Here is a 19372-nt window from a genome sequence, read left to right as displayed (position 1 = left end):
CCCTGTTTTTTATATTAAGGCACTTTGCCTCAAAACCTAACCTTTAACCGATCCGAGCGTCATCCCCGTTACGAAATATCGTTGCAGGAATGGATAAACCAATAATATAGGTACTATCGAGGAAATAACGGTCGCCGCGCGAAAGCCTTCGGGCGCCATGCTGAGTCTGACCGTGTCCGGCTGTTCCTGCAGCAGCTCCTCCGTGTTCGCAATCGTTTCGTACAAAAACAGCTGAAGCGGCTTCAAATCGACCGAGCTGATATAAATCAGCGGGTGAAAATAATTGTTCCAGTAGCCGACAGCATAGAAAATGCCTAGAGTCGCGATGACCGGCAACGATATCGGCAGCACGATCGATCGCAAGATTCGCAAGTTCGTCGCTCCATCGATCTTGGCGGATTCTTCGATACTTTCCGGAATGCCCTCGAAAAACGTTTTGCAGACGAACAGGTTAAACGGCACGACGAGCAGCGGAACAATCATGGCCCAGATCGTATTGAGCAGTCCCAGCTCCTTCATCAGGATGTAACCTGGGATGATGCCGCCATAAAACAGCATGCTGAATACGTACAGCAACAGAATCGGCTTGCGTCCCTTGAATTCGGGCTTGGATAGCGGATAGGCTGCCAATATCGTAATCGTCAGACTGAGCGCCGTGCCAATGATCGTTACAAGCAAAGTCACCTGCAGCGCTTCGAAAAACCGGGTATGCGCAAACACGAAACGAAACGCTTCGAGATGCATGCCGATCGGGTAAAACGTAATTTTATTTCCCATGACGGACGCTTGATCACTGAACGACTTCGCAAGCACGTGCAGGAAGGGCAATAGGCAGATGAGCCCAACTACGACGATCAGCACATTGTTGACGGCATCGAACCATCGGTCCGATCGGTTGCGAATAGAATTCATGAAATGGTTCTCCCTTCTCCCGTCCCCGGGCTACCAGATGCTTTTTCCAAGAAACCGTTTGCTGGCCTGGTTGCTGGAGTACACCAGTATGAATGCGATAACCGATTCGAATAAGCCAAGAGCCGTCGACAGGCTGAAATCCATCTTCCCGAGTCCGATCCGGTAAACAAACGTCTGGATAATATCCGCGACATCGTACACCGCAGGATTGTACATGACCAGAACCTGCTCGAAGCCGGCGTTTAAAATTTGTCCCAACCGCAATACCAGGACGAGCATGATAACAGGCATAATGCCGGGAATCGTAATATGCCAGATTCGTTTAAAACGACCTGCCCCGTCTATGAGCGCCGCCTCCTGCTGCTGCGGGTCGATGGCCGTCATTGCCGCCAGAAACAGAATGGTGTTCCAGCCGGTTTCCTTCCACCCTTCTGTAAAGACGAGCAGGGAACGAAACCATGACGAATCGGAGAAAAAGCTGATGCTTTGGCCACCGACGGCTTCGATCACTTTGTTGATCATGCCGTAGGAGCCGAACAAAGAATAGAACAGACCGAAAATAATGACCCACGACAGGAAATGCGGTAAATACACGATCGTCTGGACCCAGCGTTTCATCCAGCGGATTCTCAGCTCGTTTAGCGAGATTGCGACGAGAATCGGGATCGGAAACAGGAACACTAATTTGTACAAGCTGATGATCAGCGTATTGCCGATGACCCTCAGGAAAGCTTCGTCCTCAAAAATGCGGTTAAAGTGTTTCATGCCGACCCAAGGGCTTGCCATGATCGAATCGATGATGTTGTTGCCCGCAAACAGGTTAAAATCTTTGAAAGCCAGCGATAAGCCAAGCAATGGAACAAATTTGTACACGACCAGGAAAATCAGTCCCGGCAAGCACATCAGATAAAGATCGTAATTCATCCGGAAATAGCGCCAAAATCGTTGGCCGTCCGGCTTGCGGCGGCCTGCCGCCATCGAAGGCGGCAGCTGTTCCGTCACTGCTTCGGACTCTTTCATCCTCTACCATCCTCTCCGTCAGACTTTACACCATTTTACGATTCGCCTTACAATGGGGTTGAGTGATTTCCCCTTGAACAAATTGTAACGGCTACCCTTGATCGGTTATAGAGGAGCGGATTACGATTTTACGGTGCTACTGTATAGTTTTAACTCGTTCGGGAGGAATGATGAAATGTACAAGCTCTTTATCGTGGACGATGAAAGCTCCGTTCGCTCCGGCCTGCGGGAATGCGTCGATTGGTCTGCCTTTGGATTGGAAGTGGCCGGGGAAGCCGAAGACGGGGAGATGGCATTGCGGGCGATTCGCGAAACAAAGGGCGTCCGCATCGTATTGACAGACGTGCGGATGCCGCATTTGGACGGAATCGGGCTGGCCGAACGGCTCACTGAAGAAGGCCATCCGGCGAAGTTCGTATTCATTAGCGGTTACGGCGATCTGGACTATTTAAAGAAGGCGATACGGCTTGAGGCCGTCGATTATTTATTGAAGCCCGTGCGTCTGGGCGAGCTGACCGAGCTGCTTCGGCGACTCGTCGACAAGCTGGATGCGGAAGAAGAAGAAATCAGGACGCTGAACGGGCTGCATATGAAGCTGAACCAAAGCATCCCGCTTCTGCGGGAACGGCATCTGGCCGCTCTCGTCCTGGACGGTGCCAAGGATTTGGAGGCGTTAAGGAACAAATTCGAGTTTCTTGGCATACGGCTGCCCGTTTCTCCATTCCGTCTTGGCGTCTTTGCCATCCGTATAGACGATTACGGCAAAGTAATCGGAGCGCTGCCGGAGAAAGAACGACAGTTGCAAGCGTTTGCCCTTTTGAACATCATCGAGGATGTGTTGAACGAACGTTATCCAGGACATGCGTTCGAGGTACGGACCGGGGAGTACGCCGGCATCGTCCACTTCGCCTCGGATGACGAAGAAGACGGCTTCTTTGCGTTGATACAGCGAGTCAAAGAACAGATCAACCGGCTGTTAAAGCTTGAAGTGACGATCGGAGTAGGACCGGCGGCGGAACGTTGGGAAGAGCTGCCAAACGCCTATGGTCAGGCCGCACGGGCTTCGGAGCATAAATGGTATGTCGGGAAAAACCAGATTATCTCGATGGACGGACTCATCTACAATCCCTCTACCCGTACCAATGGGGGAGGCGAGGAGCTCGAACCGAAAGAAATTGCCGCATTGTTAAAGGGATCCGACCGGGACGCCCTGCGTCTGGCGGCAGAAAAAGCGTTCGAAGGCGGCGAGGAAACAAACGCCATCTTCCGGACCCGGATTGCAGGGGCCCAGCTTCTGGCGGTGTGCGCCGAATTGCGGCGGGAGATGAACCTGCCCGCCGAAAGTCTGGAGGACGGCGAGCTCCGGTTATGGCAGGCGATCGTATCGGCGGAGACGGTAGCCGAGCTTCGCGATGAAGCCGTTCGTCATTTAAATCTGACCTATGCGGAAATATCGGACAAGCGCAAAAATAAAACGCACAACGTCGTGGCGCAAATTTGCCGTTATATCGAAGAGCATTATGCGGAAGACTTGACGAACGCCCAAATAGCCGCTTCCGTATACTTGACCACGACCTATGTCTGCCTGCTGTTTAAACAGGAGACGGGGAGAACGCTTAACGAATACATCATCGAGACGCGGATTGCCGCCGCCAAGGCGCTGTTGGCCGATCCGGCCAACAAACTGTATGATGTTTGTTATGCGGTCGGCTACAAAGATCCGGGATATTTCGGAAAGTTGTTCAAGAAGCAAACCGGTTACACGCCCGGCGAATTCCGGGAGCGGGGACTATGAACGGCTGGAGATGGCTAAAGGGATATTTGCGGGCCTATTCCGGAGCGAGCATCACAAAAAAAGCGATAGCGATCTACATCGTCGTCGTCCTGGTTCCCGGTTGCCTGCTGTTTTTTCTCTATTTTCAACAGACTTCCGGCATCATCGAACGGGAAATGAGCGATTCGATGCTGCAGACGCTAAATCAAGCCGAGTACAATATTTCCAACGGCCTGGATAATGTCGCGAGCGTCTCCGACAGCGTAATCGCCAATCAGGGGATCGCTCAGTATTTAAGCGGTTCCAAAAAACCGGCATACGAACAGTTCGAGGACTTCCAGGAGCTCGAGAAACTGCTTGTCAGCTTGGAACGAAATCGCGGCATTCACCGAATTCGCCTATTCGTCGACCCGAAGCTGACGTATTCGAGGGAAGACATTCATTTCTTTTCGTTGCAAGACCTGGATCGCGAAGCCGCCTGGTACCGAAACATGATTTCGCGCAACGGAGGCAATTATTGGCGCGGGACATATCTTCAACCTTATCTCGGGGAGTCGGATGCCAAAGTTATATCAGCTGTGCGCATGCTTCACGATCCGCTTCATTACGAGTCGGTTATCGGCGTGCTGTCGGTTGACGTCAAAGTGAGTATGATTCAGGAGATTTTAAGTCGGGTGTCCTTGTCGTCCTCTCAAGAAGTGTTTGTCGTGGACGACGATCGCCGACTTGTCTCGCATCAGGATGCCGCCAGGCTAGGACAGCCCGCCGACCTGACCGCAGCCCAGATGGAACAGTTAGCGAAATCGAAGGAAGGCAGCTTCCGGGACGACCAAGGAACAACCTCCTTCCTCTATCGCCGGATTCCGAACACGGATTGGTCGATCGTCGCCAAGCTGCCGACTGCCGAGCTTTCCGGCAAAAGCGTCGTCCTGACAAAAGTGTCAGCGGTTTTGTTGCTCGGGATCGGCTCCATCGTCTTTATCTTTTTCCTGGTGCTTGCGTTCGCGGCGGCGGCCGAAAGTTTGGCCAAGCGGGTTCGGGACATGAACCGTACCCTCAAAGCCGAAGGCTCCGCGCATTTCGATGGCAGCCTGCCAAAGCCGAAAGGCGATTTGCGGCAGCTCGAAAGCGCGATTTCGCGCATGGCGCAAACCGTGCATGACCTGACGGCGGAGTCTTACCGCTCCAAGCTGCACGAAAGGGATGCCCAGCTAAAGGCGCTTCAGGCGCAAGTCGATCCGCATTTTTTGTACAATACGCTGGACAGCATGAACTGGATGGCCATTCGCCGGGGAGCCGATGAGATCAGCGACTTGATCGAGGCTCTATCCACCTACTTCCGGCTAAGCCTTAACAAGGGCAGCGATGTGGTTACGCTTGCGGAAGAGCTTCAATTGATTCGATCCTATATGCACATTCATAACACTCGGGATGACAGCGGCATTGAGCTCTTCTGCGAAGTCGAAGAGACGTTGCTGTCCTGTCGGCTTCCAAAGCTAACCTTGCAGCCGATTGTAGAGAACGCGGTTCTGCACGGAATCCATATGAAACGGCCGAAGCGGGGGACCATCGACATATCCGCGAAACTCGAAGGACCCTGGCTAACGATCGAGATACGGGATGACGGCGTCGGCATGACTCCCGAACGTCTCGCGCAGCTTCTCGAACCTCCATCTCCAGACAACAAAGTCGAAAGCTACGGACTCTATAACGTGCACGAGCGCCTTCGCTTATTTTCCCGCGATAACGGCGCGGGAGTCACCCTGACCTCGAAGCCGGGTAGCGGGACGAATGTTTTGCTAAAAATAAAAATCTCGTCCATCTAGACTTTAATTGTTGCCTTTAAAAAATTCAGGGGGAAGCCCGGGTTATTCCCAAGCTTCCCCCTTTTTTTAATGTTCCTGTTACCATTCCGCCACGCTGCCGTCTTGATGGCGCCAGATCGGATTTTTCCAGTCGTGCCCGATTTCCGCCATTTTCCGTACATGCGCCTCGTTGATTTCAATGCCAAGCCCCGGACCGCCCGGGATCGAGACGCATCCGTCCACATACTCGAATACGGACGAGTCGACGACATAATCCAGCAAATCATTGCCTTGGTTATAATGAATCCCCAAGCTCTGCTCCTGAATAAACGCGTTATGGCTAGTCGCGTCCACTTGCAAGCAAGCAGCCAGCGCGATTGGTCCGAGCGGACAATGCGGCGCAAGGGCAACGTCGTAAGCCTCGGCCATGCTCGCGATTTTCTTGCATTCTGTTATGCCGCCTGCGTGCGACAAGTCCGGTTGGATAATATCAACGTAGCCGTCCGCGAGCAGCTTCTTGAAATCCCAACGCGAGAACATCCTCTCGCCGGTCGCGATCGGGATATGCGTAACGGCCGCAATGTCCCGAAGCGCCTCGTTGTTTTCTGGAAGCACGGGCTCTTCGAGGAACATCGGGCGGAAGGGCTCCAACTCCTTCGCCAAAATTTTTGCCATCGGTTTATGGACGCGACCATGGAAATCGATCCCGATTCCCAAATAAGGGCCGACGGCTTCCCTAACCGCAGCCACTCTCTCCAGAACTTGATCGATCTTGACATAGGAATCGACATATTGCAATTCTTCCGTCGCGTTCATCTTAACGGCGGTAAAACCTTGGGACTGCGCGCGTAATGCCGCCTGCCCGACATCGGAAGGACGATCCCCGCCGATCCAGGAGTAGACCTTCATGCGATCACGACAGGCTCCCCCCATCAGCTGATAGATCGGGGCTTGGTGGAATTTTCCCTTAATATCCCACAGCGCTTGGTCGATCCCCGCGATGGCGCTCATGAGCACGGGACCGCCCCGATAGAATCCGCCTCTGTACATCGCTTGCCAGTGATCTTCGATGGCGAGGGGATCCTTGCCGATCAGGTACCCGCTCAATTCTTCGACCGCTGCTTTTACCGCGCGGGCTCTGCCTTCCACGATCGGTTCTCCCCAACCGACAATCCCTTCATCCGTATCGATCTTTAGAAACAACCATCTCGGCGGAACGATGAATAACTCCATGCCCGTGATTTTCAAGCTCCTCATCCTCTCGATTGTATGGTATTGATCATATCTTGAATATGGGCTTTCATTAACGCCCGCGCTTGCTCGGCATCCCGCTCCTGTATCGCGATCGCGATCAGCCGGTGATAGCTGACGGCTTTATCCCGCATATGGGGCAGCTTGTCCGTCTCCCTCCTTCCTTGCGCCGACAGGTCTGCCACGACGGACAACATCTGAGCAAGCAACGGATTGTCGGCGCCTTCCGCGATCTCTTGGTGAAACTGAACATCCGTAGCGAAGTGATCCTCTCCCCGCCTGATCTGGTCTTCCATCAGATCAGCCAATTCGCGGATGGACCGGACCTGGGCCCCGGACGATCGGTTGGCGCAATACGCCGCCAGTTCAGGTTCGATCGCGAGACGAGCTTCCAGCAGCTCAAGCAGTGAACGGGTTTCCATTCCTCTGATTGGCGCTACTGGATCCTCGAGCAGTCCAGGATCGTTGCAGGCAAAAATCCCTCTTCCATGCTCGATGCTGACAATCCTGCGACTCTCAAGAAGGCGCAGCGCCTCGCGTACAGCCGTCAGGCTGAGCTTGTATTGCGACGCCAATTCCTGCATCGTCGGCAGACGTTCCCCGGGCTTCCATTCTCCGGAGCGGATTCGCTCTTGCAATTGCTCTAGTATCTCTTCGTGAGCCAGCTTTTTCATAAGTGCCTCGCAATCCTAGCTTTCATTAATGATATGATCTTTCTTTTTATAAGATATTATCTATTTGGCGATTTGTCAAAGATAAAAAAAGCCACAAAAAAAAGCCACCAAAAAAGCCACCAAAAAAGGGGATCCATGTCGCACAACGACACGAATCCCCTTCCGCTACAATTTCATTTATTCAGTTGCTGTCGCAACAGCGATATCGCCCGCAAACGGATGTTCCGGCGCGACATCGGTCCAAGGCAGCTTAATCGGTTCGGCTGCCGGAACACGTCCCGTCACCCGGTTAAGTATAGCTATCGTCTCGGCTCTCGTAATGGATTGGTCCGGACGGAAGCTGTCATCGCCGTAGCCGTTCCACCAGCCTGCAGCATGTCCGGCCTCAATCGCTGATTGTGCCCAATGTCCATTTGTATCCGCGAACAATTGCACAGGGGTCGCAGGAAGGGAAAGATTCTTCCAGCGCTTCAGGATCGTCGCCAGCTCCGCCCTCGTTACAGCTTGATCCGGTCTAAAGGTGTCGTCCGGATAACCATGGAATAATCCTTTGGCAGCCCAACGCCCGATCGCGCTCTTGGCCCAGTGGCTTCCGACATCCTTCCACAGCGCCGAACTTTGAGCATCCCCTTCTGTTGTATCGCCCTTTGGATCCTGGCCCGCCATGCGGTCCAGCAGCACAGCCAACTCCGCCCTTGCGAGGTTGTTATCCGGACGGAAAGTGCCGTCTGCGTAACCGTTAATATAAGCGTCCGGCTTGTGCGGAAGAGCAACGACCGTAAAGGTGCTGAATTTGTCGACCGTGATTTGCACGCCAGCCGATTGGCCGGATTCATCATAGACAAGTGTGCCCCGCTGGAACGCAACGTCGCCATCGTTGTGCTCGATATATACGCCTAGTCCCGCTTCCAGCTTCGTATATTGAAGCCGTTCCTGGGCGTTGCGCGGCAGCAAGGTCAGGATGATCGGTTCGCCGCTGAAATTGGTTTCTACAACCAGAGGATCAGAATGCCACAATGGTTCTCTACCGCCCAATTCAGAACGGACTACCGGCGAGGAGGACATCCGGCTTATCGCAGCTTCGTGCGCGGCAGCATCCAAATCCGCAATATGAATAACTAAAGGCTCCTTATGCTCTGCCAGACCTGCCATTTCCTCCAGAGGAATAGTCAGGCTCCAGCCCGGTCCAAGCAGCTCCAGCGTTAAACCGGCAGTTTTCAGCCGCGCTAATGCTCCCGGAGCAATTTGCAGCTCCCATCCAGCGGCTTGCCCTTCGCTCTCCCGCTCGCTTACAGCAACTGTCATGCCGCGCAGAGCGGAATTAGACTCGGCCGCTTTGTTTAAGGCATGGCGGACAGCTTCTTCCTTCATGTCAACCTTGCCGATTACGTTTCCATCCTTTTCCGTAAAAGTCACATGAGGCGTAGCTTGAATTTGTCCCTCTGCCACTTTAACATCCGCGAATGATACCGGAATTACGACGCTACCTCCGGAATAATCGGATCCTGCGCTTTGCCGTACAACCACGACGGTATAATGTTGTTCGGTGCCGTCCTGCGCGGTCACATCTATTCGTATCGCCGGATTTTCTCCCAGCTCTAACGGAATTTCTTGCGATGGGGTTCCGCTTAACACCGTTTCGCCATTAACCTCGATGACGGCGTGCTTATTCGTTGCGACAGGCGTAACCTCAATCCGATCAACGCCGCTTACAACCGCCTTATATGCCAGCAGCTCGGGATCGAATGGCGAATCAAGGCTGCCGCTGCTTAGCGCAAGCTTAGAGAGCGTTGCGTCCGAGGATGGATTCACCAGCACATACGGCTGATTGTCGGCATGCTCGCGCGAGTGAAACTGGACCAAAGCCCCGGAGGAATTCGGAATATCGTTAATAATGAAACGAACGGTTACTTTCTGATCTCCCCCGGTCCCCATTCTGCTCTGGACGAATGAGGCGATGTCGAACGAATACCAACCGGCGTTCTGCACCTCCATCGTACCCAGCGCTTGTGGCGTTTGCAGCGGCCTGTTGTTGAACACAATCGTATTTTCATTCCAGCTGCTGTTGGGATAGCCGATAACATCGATTTTCACTTTTTTGGGAAGCGTTTCGGCCAAATAAACATGCACGTCCGCCGATTGTACGGGCTGCGTATATCCGGACAAATCGAATTTCAAGTAGGCAAGCTGATCTCCGCCGCCATCCGCATTCAGGATATCCATAACGTTCAAGTATTCCGAAGCGCCATAATTGGTTGATGGATGATTTTGATGCACATGCGCATCCTCGACGGCAACGAATACATTGTCCACCGATGTTTCCGACCGCTGTACGGTGATCGTATAGCTGTCCATAGCCGCATTAGGCGCAGTCATTTGCACAACGATAATGGTTTCTTCTTCTCCCAGCGATATAGGCGGGGATGCGGCGCCGCTTGCAACCGGAACCCCGTTTACCAGAATCGCGGTGCCCGCTTCCTCCGCGGTCGGGGTAATACGAATCGATGTCGTTTCGGCGTCTACCTGCAAGTTGTAGTGAGACTGATCCGGCGCGAATCCCTCCGACAATTCTCCGTCGCTTACGGCCAAGCTCTGAAGGCGAACGCGCGGATACACATTGGCTGCTCGCGGCATGTCGTAGGCCTGCGCCCAGTAATAGCCGCTTGCTGTGACGCGTCTTGGCATAAAGCCCGCCAGATGGTTTTCGCCAATCGTTTCCGAAGTGAAGGATACGGCAGAACCGCCCGTCTGGCCCGATACATATCGGCCTCCGGCATACGTGAATCTCCCCTCGACATTGGCCGCGATCGGCGCTCCGGTCGCGTAATCGGAGATTGCGATAGCGGCTGACACCGCAGTCCCCGACCGTTCGACCTTCATCGAGGACACGATCATCGGCTTAAGCTCCGTATGCCGGGTTGTTGCCGCCGCTTGCTCCGATGAAGGACCTACATTGCCTCGCAAGTCTACGGCAGCCACTTTATAATAGTAGGTCGTTTCCGGCAGTAAGCCCGTATCTTTATAGGACAACGATCTGGCCGTACCGATCGCATGTTCAGCGCTTGCCGTGAAATTGGGCACTGTGCTGCGGTATATGACATAATTTTCGATCTCCGAATTATCGTAAGCCCGACCATAGGACAACGTTACGGTCTGATAATCAACAGCCTGCGCGGAGGGTTGGCGACTGACAACAGAGGGAGGCTCAGAGTCGTCAGACGGCATCCATAACACTCCGTCCGGTCCCCAATGCGAAGGCAGCCATCGGATGGAATCATAATGGTGCATGGCAATTCCTCCGAAAGCGGGATTGCCGCCAAAGGCCGTGTGCACCTTGTCGAGCTCGGACTCCATATAGGCTCTGCCTTCTTCGCGGAAGGTGATCGTCTCCGGATCTCCGCTATTGGCAATGTCGAGCGTCTCTACGCCGATCACGACCGAATTCGGCTTGCCGATCGCGTTGGCATAATCGATTTCCCCTTGCGCTTGCTCAATCAGCCCGACGGAGCCTTCCGCCTGGTCTCGATAGTTCATAATCGAAATATAGTCCACCATATCCTGAATATGCTCGGAGAGCCATTTGGTTTCCCCGTTGAATGTTATATCCTTTGCGCGGTCCGATGTGTCGTACCATCTCGGAATCGCGGGTCCGAACGATAGATTTAATCCGGATGCATCGCGCCTCTCAATCATTTTCTCGACCAACTCCAAATACTCCACCTGCAAAAACTTGCTTACATCCGCAAAATCCGGCGAAATATAAGGTTCGATATCTACATTGACGCCATCAAAACGTTCGGTTGGATCGGAAGACAAATTATAGTTCAACACCTGCTCGAAGTGCCCGATCGCTACGTCATGGAACACTCGATAAGCCCCCATATAAGGCGGTGACGTTCCTCCCGCGATGCAGGCCTGAACCTCAAAGCCATGCTCGTGCGCCCATGCGATAAAATCGCGCAGCAAATCCGGTCTGTCCTCCATCACATCCATGCCGGCAAACGGGCCGACCGCAAAATACAACACCTTCACGGGCTCGGATTGAAAGGTATCCGTATCCTTGGCCATCTCCAGCAGTACGTTTCTGGAGCCGGGATTCAGCAGCATATTATACGACGCGGCTTCCCAAATCCACATCGCTCTGTCCTGACTGTTAACGCTTACAGTTTCATATATGCCTGACCCAATCTGCGCATAAGTCGTTAAGCTTCTGCCCGTTGCCCCATGCTCGTTAAAAGCCCGAGCCTCTAGGCTCACGATCCTATCGGATAAGCTGTCCGTATTCCAGTTCAACGTATAATGCCCGTTATTCTGCCCCGCCTCCTGCCACGGTCCGCCATTGATGCGTACCTCCACGCTACTAATGCCAGCCGTCGATTGGACTTCTACCTCTATCGGCACGACGCCGCTTAGCGAAGTCCCTTCCTGCGGGCTTGCAATGGTTACAAGCGGCGCTTCCGATGCGGCATTGCTAACGTTAATGTGCATATCCGGACTCCATATGCCGTATCGGGTCGACGTATCGAGCCCCCGCGCCCTCAACTGTACCATTCCGCTATAACCGGTTGTATCCAAATCATAATGCCAGGTGCCGGAATCGGTGCCGGTTGGATCGTATGTAAGAGCGTCCACCTGTCTTGTACCATTAATGAACAGCTTAATATCATAAAGCCCTGCATAAGTACCCGATATTCTAACCGTACCGCTGTTTACCGTTGCTCCGTTCTCTGGTGAATCAATCGTGATTGCCGCCGCCGCGCTTGCCTTCTGCGGCTCTTGCAACAGCCCGGAAAGCGCCATCGTCCAGACGAGAATTGCAGCGACCAGCATTTTCGCTTGCTTCCTATACCTAATACCAACCATGCGAATAACCCCTCCCTGTTATTGTTATCATCGCTGAGCATAACAGAGTCCGGGTGCATGTAATATGAGCATTATTGCGGGTTTATCCTCCTTTCATGCCGCACCTGACGTAATGCGTATAAATCCTATGAATTGAATATGGAAATGAGGGAAAATGCTCAAAACAAAAAACCTTAGGATGCACAGGATCCTAAGGTTTAAAATTTGTTTACGCTTAATCCACCCGGAAGGCGATCAGCCCCAGTGCAAGCTGTTCGCATCGAATCAGTGCCTTGTCCGGGTCGGAAAGCGCCTCTCCCCAAGCCACGCGGTAACCAAATTCGTAAAATCCCTCGACGCTTGCCTTGAAGTTGGTCTCCCAATAATTGCTCATCAACCACGTGTACAATTGAGGGTGACGGAGCGCAAGCTCCGGATGACCGCTCAGCAGGCGATCCTCATAGTCAAGCTTCCCTACCTGGACCAGTGGCGTGTCGGGCATGGCGATTACGACGCCGGATTGCGGGCCGCACAGGGCCGCGCCATGCTGTACAGTGTAGAAATCAGCGCATGTGCCCCAGATTTGATCCTTCCATGGCCGCATCGGCCGTGTGCCCTTGAGCAGCCATAGTCCGTCTGTTACGTCCTTGCGCGAAGCGTCCGTGCCGATTGCCGCAGCAGACGCAAATGGCAATGAAATATAAACATTTTCCGCATCCCGGATACAGTCCTTCTGCACCCTGACGGAAACGTCGACCTGACGCTGACCTGCATAGGCGGTCAAAATAACCGAATAGTGACGCATACCTGCAGCATCATAAGTCAGCTCGACGCTGCCCAGCACATCCCCCTGCTGCAGTGGCTTTGCCTGAACCAGCCGTCCGGCCTCCCGCCGCACATGCATGCCCTTCCTGTTCCTGCCCATTGCCCTACGGATTTCTCCTTGCGATTCATCATTAGGAGCAGCCGTCAGCTCATACACCGGAGCAAATATCGAATATTCGGCATCCTGCTGCAGCCATTCCTGACCGGTCGCTTTATCCAGCCAAGATGTAATCCCCCTGTCCGGTCTCCAGCGAATACGCACAAAATCCGTTTCCAGGCTGCTTTCTGAGATCCGGATCTTCGGAACATGCGACCATAGCTCGCCGGGAAAAGCCTTGATGTCCATCACGCCGTCGCAACCTCCAAGCTCGACGCATGCCCAAACCGATGGCGGCTCCACTGGCCCAGCTTCCATCGCGCACTCTTCCTCAATCGGCAACGGCCGGATTTCCAATACCCGCTCTTCCTTAGCCGAAAGCTGCAGCGGGACAACAAGCGTCCGGTTGCGGTTCCATACCGACTGCTGGTGCTTCACAATCTCGCCGGTAGCCGCGTCTGCTAACCTGATAGGGCCGTCCAGTAACTCTCCTTCCCAATTATCCAGCACCAGACGCACCCAATCGGAGACCGCTTCCGCATGGGGATTCACGACTTTGAACCGGTAGGGTCTGCCGGGATATAGTTCGGCCTCTCCTTTATCCTCAAGCACCCGGTCCAGCAGGATAAAGGAATGCCGCAAGCCTTCCGCGGCATAAGCTTCCTTGCGCGCCAGCATGGACGTCGCCAACTGGCTGAACGGCTCGCTGACGGAGGCCATATGGCCCCATGTGTGCTCGGCGTACATCATCAGCGGATAGGCCGCGCTCCGATACAGCCCGTCGTATACGCCATTCGCCGGCCTGTCCGGCCGCAGCAGCTCAGCCAGCCACAGGTTTCGCTGTCCCTGCCGGAACAGCCTGGTCGCTTCCGGCGTGCTGACGTAACCGTCGGACCACCAGTCCGGCCATTCGCCTTCATAGACCGGCAAATCCTCCTTCGCGCCGCGCACCCTATCGAAGAATGAACTCAGCGTCATCATCTCCAATTGCACCTGATTGCCGTACAGGGCATTCCAGTCGGCCGCCATATCGGCAATCGCGCCATTGGGAGGCGCGTTGTCCGTTGCCCTGCCCGCCAATGTCACCGGGACAAAGTCAAACGGGTACCGCTCCTCCTCCAGTTGGTTCAAATAACGCGAGATGCGCCGCAGTCGCAATTGCTCCTCGTCCACAAGCGACCAAGGCGGCCCGAATTCATCCTTGATCAGATACGATTGCAGCCCGCCGGGGACCAACCCCAAATCGTTTCCGATCATATAATGTTCGCCGTTCCAGACCAGAAGCCGCTCGCCCGCGCCGACCTCCCACCAGAAAGGATGCTGCTTTCTTCTGGCGGGATACATCCCGTGATGCGTATGAACGCAAGCGAACAGTTGACCCACGCCATGCTCAACAAGCGCTCGGGCATAATCGCGGCTATAGCCGTTCACATCTGCCGTCATGGCGCTCCTGACCGGGACGCCAAGCTTATGTCCGTAAGCGGCAGCCCGTTTCACCGCCTCGCCAACCATCCGATCATCCACCAGCTCCGTCAGATTGAGATAATTGCCCGTCACCTCGATACTTCCGGCCCGCACCGCCGCTTCGAAGGCTTCGATTTGCTCCTTGCCAGCCCTGCCCAGATATTGCTCCACGGCCCAGAAGGTTTCGCACACCCACTTAAAGCCGGTTTTCTCCCGCTGCAGGCGGACAACCTGATTGATATACTGGTCGTGATAACGTTCAATCTTTTCCTGCCGATCCGTATAGCCGATATCCGTATGCGTATGATGAATCAAACAAAGCGTCCATTTCTTCTTAAGCTTCATGTTTCAATCTCCTAATCAACCGTTACGGCAATGGCAAATGCCCCCACTGCCTCATTCGTCGCCTTAATTCTCAGAATATGGGTCAGCACGTCGAAGGTATAGTCCGTGCCGGCGGTCAGCAGCTGCCCATTCAGTCTGACTTCGGCAAGTCCGGCGCTGCCGGTGTAGACGCTTAACTCCTCGAACGGCCGATTAAAGCTCATGCTCAGCGTTGCTGTTCCAGCATTCCAGCCGATCTGGGTCAATTGGACGGGCTGATGATCATGCGGCGTATCGGTGCCGATCAGAATCGGGTACACCCCTCCGTATTGTTTCTCCAGCTCGTCGAATACGATTTGGCCCCATGCCTGCGACTCGCCCATCCCCGCATAACCCAGCGAATTGCGGATAATCAGGGCGTCCTGCGTGTCCCACTGCGGCAGCTGCAGGAAGTGGCTGAGCGCGTTCAACGCCGCGGCGCTATGCCTGTCCGCATAGCCCAAATACGTCTTGGTGGTGTAGTATCCTTGATTGTTCGCCTCGTTAATGGTTAGCAAATGCGTCTCGTAATTGGCAGCTTTGGCATCAAGAATGCCTTTAAACTTGCGGATGCCGTAGATCGCATTGCCCAAACCGTCATTATCGACTGCGAACAGCCCCGTTGCCGCGGCCGGCAGCCTGTCGTATACAAACTGTGCAAGCTCTTCGTATGTTTTGCCGTAGATCAGCGTAACGGAATCCTGCTCGGCCATAACCGCCAGACCGTACAGCAGCGGCCCCAGCTCGCCCCAATACAGAGAGCCGTTGTCCTTAGCCTCGAAGGAGGACCAGTTATGGGCAGGATAGCTCAACATATTCTGATACATAATGCCGATGGAGCTGTCCAGAATCGCCTTGGCTTCCGTATCCGCCGGATGGCCGACGCTCCAGGATGCCAATCCCATAACCGGATAGCCGTAATTCATCAGCCGTCCGAACAAATAATTGTCGTATGTCGCGGAATCGTAATCCGTCGGTTCATAATAATTTGCGGTTCCGCCCAGCATATGGGAGCCAAATCTGATTTTCTCCAAATATTCCTGCCAGGTTTGCCCTTGAGCCAGCGTACCGTTGTATTTGAAGTAAGAGCTGCCGTTGGATTGCAAGATGCCTTCGAAACGGGCCGGGTTGTTTTTGGCCAAATCCTCGCCCCGAACAAAACCTTTGCCGTCATCGTACAGCAGCCACGCATCGCTGCCCCATTGCTTGACCGATGCAAAATAGTCGGCATCGCCGATGCCGTCGTCATTGCGCGCTTTGACAATGAGGCGGGGGTTGGAAACGGAGCCTTGAATAGGCGTAAGACGGCCCTCTACCTCAATCACTCCCCCATGAATGCTGACGTCAAACTGAACGCGCACATTGTTTTCTTGTTTGGAGAAGCTGACGAGCATCGTATTGGTTTCTTCATCAAAGTCCACAGTCCTGACATCCGGGTTCGCGATTTCAATCGGTTCAAGACCGTCATAGCCGTATGCGAAACGGAGCGCGCCAAGCTCCTTGGACCCGTATGTGCTTTCGTAGAAGGTTAGCCTAGGTACGGACAAATCTCCCGTCACCTCATAGACGCCGTTGTCAAATCGCAATTGCGGATCGACATATACGCTCGCGCCCTGTCCGTACACAAAGTCGGCCCAGCGATGCGTCGGCAAGCCTCGCGGCATGCTTTCCTTCACGAAATCGGCCAGCTGCTGCGTCGATGCAAGCGCATAGGTTTGGGGAAGTACCTTCAGGCCGAGCAGAATTTCCGAGGAGTCGGTGCTCCAGCGCATGTTGCTCTCAATGTACCCTCTGGTTTCCGTATTGCGGTAATCGCCCAATTGCGGATCGTAATAAAGCCTTTGCCCCCTTTCCTGGGGTTTCACGGTATAACCGGACACATTGCGCGCCTCCAGCTGCTCGGACCGGGCGATAATGTTTCCGCTTACATCAATGACATCGACAATATACACATAGCTTTTTTCCGCCTCTATCGAGCTGAGATAAGACAGCTTATTGACATTCGTAATGGTCTGGTCCAAATAGTAAGGGTGCAGCTGCGGCAAATACTGAAAGTTTTTGCTCCAGTCGCCGCCGCTGTAATACCTCAGAGCGGGATACGTTTTCGGAAACTTGTAAATGCGGTAGGAACCGAAGTTGTTCGCCGTGGATTTGGCCCAGCTCACTGCTGCCTGATTAGCGACAGGTGAACCGACGGATGCAGAGAGTTCCGGATAAGGCACAACCGTAATATCCACCCAGATGCCGAGATTGTTCAGGAACGTTCCGTCCGCCTTGACCGGACGCAGATACATGCGAGTTGTGCCGATCTCCTCCTGGCCCGTCACCTTAAATTCAAACCGGCCGATTCCGCCGCTCTGAATGCCCGCATAGTTAGGCGCCGCCGGCCTGCTATACGTCAGCCAGCTATTGTTGCCGCTGTACAGGGAGCTTGTCTCATGGGAATAGCTGCTGTCCGTATGGGCCAGCACCACTTCATGGCTCGGCCATCCGAATAGCCACGTCTCTGTGCCCGTATTTCTGAGTTCGACCCAGAAGCTTTTTGTTTCACCCGGGTGAAGGGTAATAGACGATGCGCTCTCCGCAACGTATTCGGCGGCAAAGCCGTTATTTGCGGAAGCCCCTACGGCAAAGGACAACAGCAACGCCAAGCCCAATAATCCGGTTATTGCCGCTCGTTTGCATACAGCCATCATTTTCATCCTCCCACTGTATCGTCATGTTTTCTTCCTTGTCTGTTGAAGCGCGCAGCGTCTCCTATTCTTGTCCCGCGAGGTGCAAGGATAAGAGACGCAGCGAAGTCATTTCCTATAATTCAAGAAAGGCGTCAACCTGCTTCTGGAACTCCTCCATCACCTTCGACAGGCCCGCTTTCTTCAGCTCCTCGCTGTATTGCGGAATCGCCTCCTCGGGATCAAGCACGCCCGATGCAATACCGTATTTGTATTTGTTTTCAATCGTGCTGAGCGCGGCAATCTCCGTTTTAACAGGCGTCTGATCGAAGTTAAAGCCCATAATGGGACTCATGAGTTCAGTTGACTTGTCAAAGTCTTGCAGCTGCTGCATAAAGTCGGGCGCATCGGAGGCTTTTGGCTTAAGAAATTGCGGATTTTGCCACATCCACTCCGGCGGCGCATAACCGATCAAGGACGCGTCCACGCCTTCGGGCACCACAACGGCTCCATCTTTAACGTCGAAATGAACGCCTTTCAAACCGTTGGTCATCATATCGTAGTTTTCTTCATTCTGCTGTATCCAGTTCAAGAACATAATCGCCCGGTCCATATTTTTGGAGGTGGCCGCTATGCTTTGGAAGTTCCATGTCGTGGTCGGCATGTACGGCTCCTCTGTCAGCAAAAGTTTGATAAATTCCACCTCGGCGCCTTCCACGGCGATATTGCGATAGTAGTTATTGTATTCATAGACATCGCCGCCGCCAATCGCCGCTTTGCCGGAATTAAAGTCGGCGCGGATATCGCGGCCCACCATCACGTCCTTGTCAATATAGCCCTTGTCGTACAGCATGCGCAGGAAGCTGGCGTCTTTCATCGCGTCCGGGCGGTCATACTTGGCTTCGGCCTTCAAGGTCTTGTAATTGAAGACAATGCCGTCCAGGCTTGTGCTTTGCAGCACTTCTCCTATATGGAAGGCCGCTGGCGGCTCATTGAATACAAGCATCTCCGGATTGTTGGTTTTGACTGCCTCCGCGAAGGCAACCAGATCGTCCAGGGTTCGAATTTCTGGCAGCCCGTATTTCTCGCGCAGATCCTTGCGTATTGTAGCGGTGTAGTAACCCTTAGTTGTACCAAGCGCTCCCGCCGGCACGCCGTATTTCTTTCCGTTCACCGTAACGGGCGGCCAATATTTGGAGTCCAGCGCAGCCATAATATCCGGGCCGGATTGCGCTAACGCATCATCCAGCGGTGCGATGGAATTGGACTTGACGAACGTGCCGAGCAAGGCGGGGTCCGTCCACATAATGTCAACCTGATTGCCGGTCGACAGCATAATCGGAAGCTTCTGGAAGTAATCGCCCCAAGGAATATATTGATAGTTCAGCTTGACTGGGATACCGTCCTCAGCCAACTTTTTCTCCAGCTCGGCCGTCACATTGTCCTGATCGGGCTGTGGATCGCCGGGGTATACAATATTTAAGGTAACGGTCTTAAGCTCCTCCTTCTCTCCTCCTGTCGCTTGGCCGCTGTCAGCGGTGCCGGACGGATTATCCGCCGGAGCGCTGTTCCCCGAGCATGCTCCCAAAATAATTGCAAACGATAATCCAACCATCAAACTGAACCATTTCTTGCTGACTGACTTTTTCATCCTTTGACCTCCCGAATTATTG

General features: G+C 53.8%; 10 protein-coding genes. 2 read left to right on the top strand and 8 right to left on the bottom strand.

Going from position 1 to position 19372, the window contains the following annotated elements:
• Positions 1 to 36: 36 nt before the first annotated feature.
• Complete coding sequence (locus H7F31_RS12315; protein WP_187104413.1) at positions 37 to 912, bottom strand: carbohydrate ABC transporter permease; 876 nt, start codon at positions 910 to 912, stop codon at positions 37 to 39.
• Positions 913 to 942: 30 nt separating this feature from the next.
• Positions 943 to 1932: an ABC transporter permease gene (locus H7F31_RS12310; protein ID WP_261800396.1), complete on the bottom strand. Its 990-nt coding sequence runs from the start codon at positions 1930 to 1932 to the stop codon at positions 943 to 945.
• A gap of 175 nt (positions 1933 to 2107) precedes the next feature.
• Here H7F31_RS12310 and H7F31_RS12305 point away from each other — a divergent pair, with 175 nt between their 5' ends.
• Both H7F31_RS12305 and H7F31_RS12300 read left to right on the top strand, forming a co-directional pair.
• The gene (locus H7F31_RS12305) at positions 2108 to 3727 is read left to right on the top strand and encodes a response regulator (RefSeq protein WP_187104412.1); all 1620 of its coding nucleotides are present in this window, start codon (positions 2108 to 2110) and stop codon (positions 3725 to 3727) included.
• Positions 3724 to 5532 (top strand): sensor histidine kinase, encoded by a 1809-nt coding sequence (locus tag H7F31_RS12300; protein ID WP_187104411.1) that lies wholly within the window; start codon positions 3724 to 3726, stop codon positions 5530 to 5532. Before H7F31_RS12305 ends, H7F31_RS12300 begins: the two co-directional genes overlap by 4 nt.
• A 78-nt stretch (positions 5533 to 5610) precedes the next feature.
• Here H7F31_RS12300 and dgoD read toward each other — a convergent pair whose 3' ends face one another.
• The 6 genes from dgoD to H7F31_RS12270 form a co-directional block, all read right to left on the bottom strand.
• Positions 5611 to 6759 (bottom strand): galactonate dehydratase, encoded by a 1149-nt coding sequence (dgoD, locus tag H7F31_RS12295; protein ID WP_187104410.1) that lies wholly within the window; start codon positions 6757 to 6759, stop codon positions 5611 to 5613.
• A gap of 5 nt (positions 6760 to 6764) precedes the next feature.
• Positions 6765 to 7436 (bottom strand): FadR/GntR family transcriptional regulator, encoded by a 672-nt coding sequence (locus H7F31_RS12290; protein ID WP_187104409.1) that lies wholly within the window; start codon positions 7434 to 7436, stop codon positions 6765 to 6767.
• A 177-nt stretch (positions 7437 to 7613) separates the two neighbouring features.
• Complete coding sequence (locus H7F31_RS12285; protein ID WP_187104408.1) at positions 7614 to 12299, bottom strand: S-layer homology domain-containing protein; 4686 nt, start codon at positions 12297 to 12299, stop codon at positions 7614 to 7616.
• A 214-nt stretch (positions 12300 to 12513) separates the two neighbouring features.
• The gene (locus H7F31_RS12280; protein WP_187104407.1) at positions 12514 to 15009 is read right to left on the bottom strand and encodes a glycoside hydrolase family 38 N-terminal domain-containing protein; all 2496 of its coding nucleotides are present in this window, start codon (positions 15007 to 15009) and stop codon (positions 12514 to 12516) included.
• An 11-nt stretch (positions 15010 to 15020) separates the two neighbouring features.
• Positions 15021 to 17720: a hypothetical protein gene (locus H7F31_RS12275; RefSeq protein ID WP_187104406.1), complete on the bottom strand. Its 2700-nt coding sequence runs from the start codon at positions 17718 to 17720 to the stop codon at positions 15021 to 15023.
• 115 nt (positions 17721 to 17835) lie between these two features.
• The gene (locus H7F31_RS12270) at positions 17836 to 19350 is read right to left on the bottom strand and encodes an extracellular solute-binding protein (protein WP_187104405.1); all 1515 of its coding nucleotides are present in this window, start codon (positions 19348 to 19350) and stop codon (positions 17836 to 17838) included.
• Positions 19351 to 19372 lie beyond the last annotated feature (22 nt).

Source organism: Paenibacillus sp. PAMC21692 (genome assembly GCF_014303795.1).
In the GTDB taxonomy this organism is placed as follows: Bacteria; Bacillota; Bacilli; order Paenibacillales; family Paenibacillaceae; genus Pristimantibacillus; species Pristimantibacillus agaridevorans.
This window is presented reverse-complemented; position numbering and strand designations above follow the sequence as displayed.

Coding starts and splice junctions, on each gene's coding strand:
- H7F31_RS12315 (WP_187104413.1), bottom strand. CDS start 912: ATGAATTCTATTCGCAACCGATCGGACCGATGGTTCGATGCCGTCAAC.
- H7F31_RS12310 (WP_261800396.1), bottom strand. CDS start 1,932: ATGAAAGAGTCCGAAGCAGTGACGGAACAGCTGCCGCCTTCGATGGCG.
- H7F31_RS12305 (WP_187104412.1), top strand. CDS start 2,108: ATGTACAAGCTCTTTATCGTGGACGATGAAAGCTCCGTTCGCTCCGGC.
- H7F31_RS12300 (WP_187104411.1), top strand. CDS start 3,724: ATGAACGGCTGGAGATGGCTAAAGGGATATTTGCGGGCCTATTCCGGA.
- H7F31_RS12290 (WP_187104409.1), bottom strand. CDS start 7,436: ATGAAAAAGCTGGCTCACGAAGAGATACTAGAGCAATTGCAAGAGCGA.
- H7F31_RS12285 (WP_187104408.1), bottom strand. CDS start 12,299: ATGGTTGGTATTAGGTATAGGAAGCAAGCGAAAATGCTGGTCGCTGCA.
- H7F31_RS12280 (WP_187104407.1), bottom strand. CDS start 15,009: ATGAAGCTTAAGAAGAAATGGACGCTTTGTTTGATTCATCATACGCAT.
- H7F31_RS12275 (WP_187104406.1), bottom strand. CDS start 17,720: ATGGCTGTATGCAAACGAGCGGCAATAACCGGATTATTGGGCTTGGCG.
- H7F31_RS12270 (WP_187104405.1), bottom strand. CDS start 19,350: ATGAAAAAGTCAGTCAGCAAGAAATGGTTCAGTTTGATGGTTGGATTA.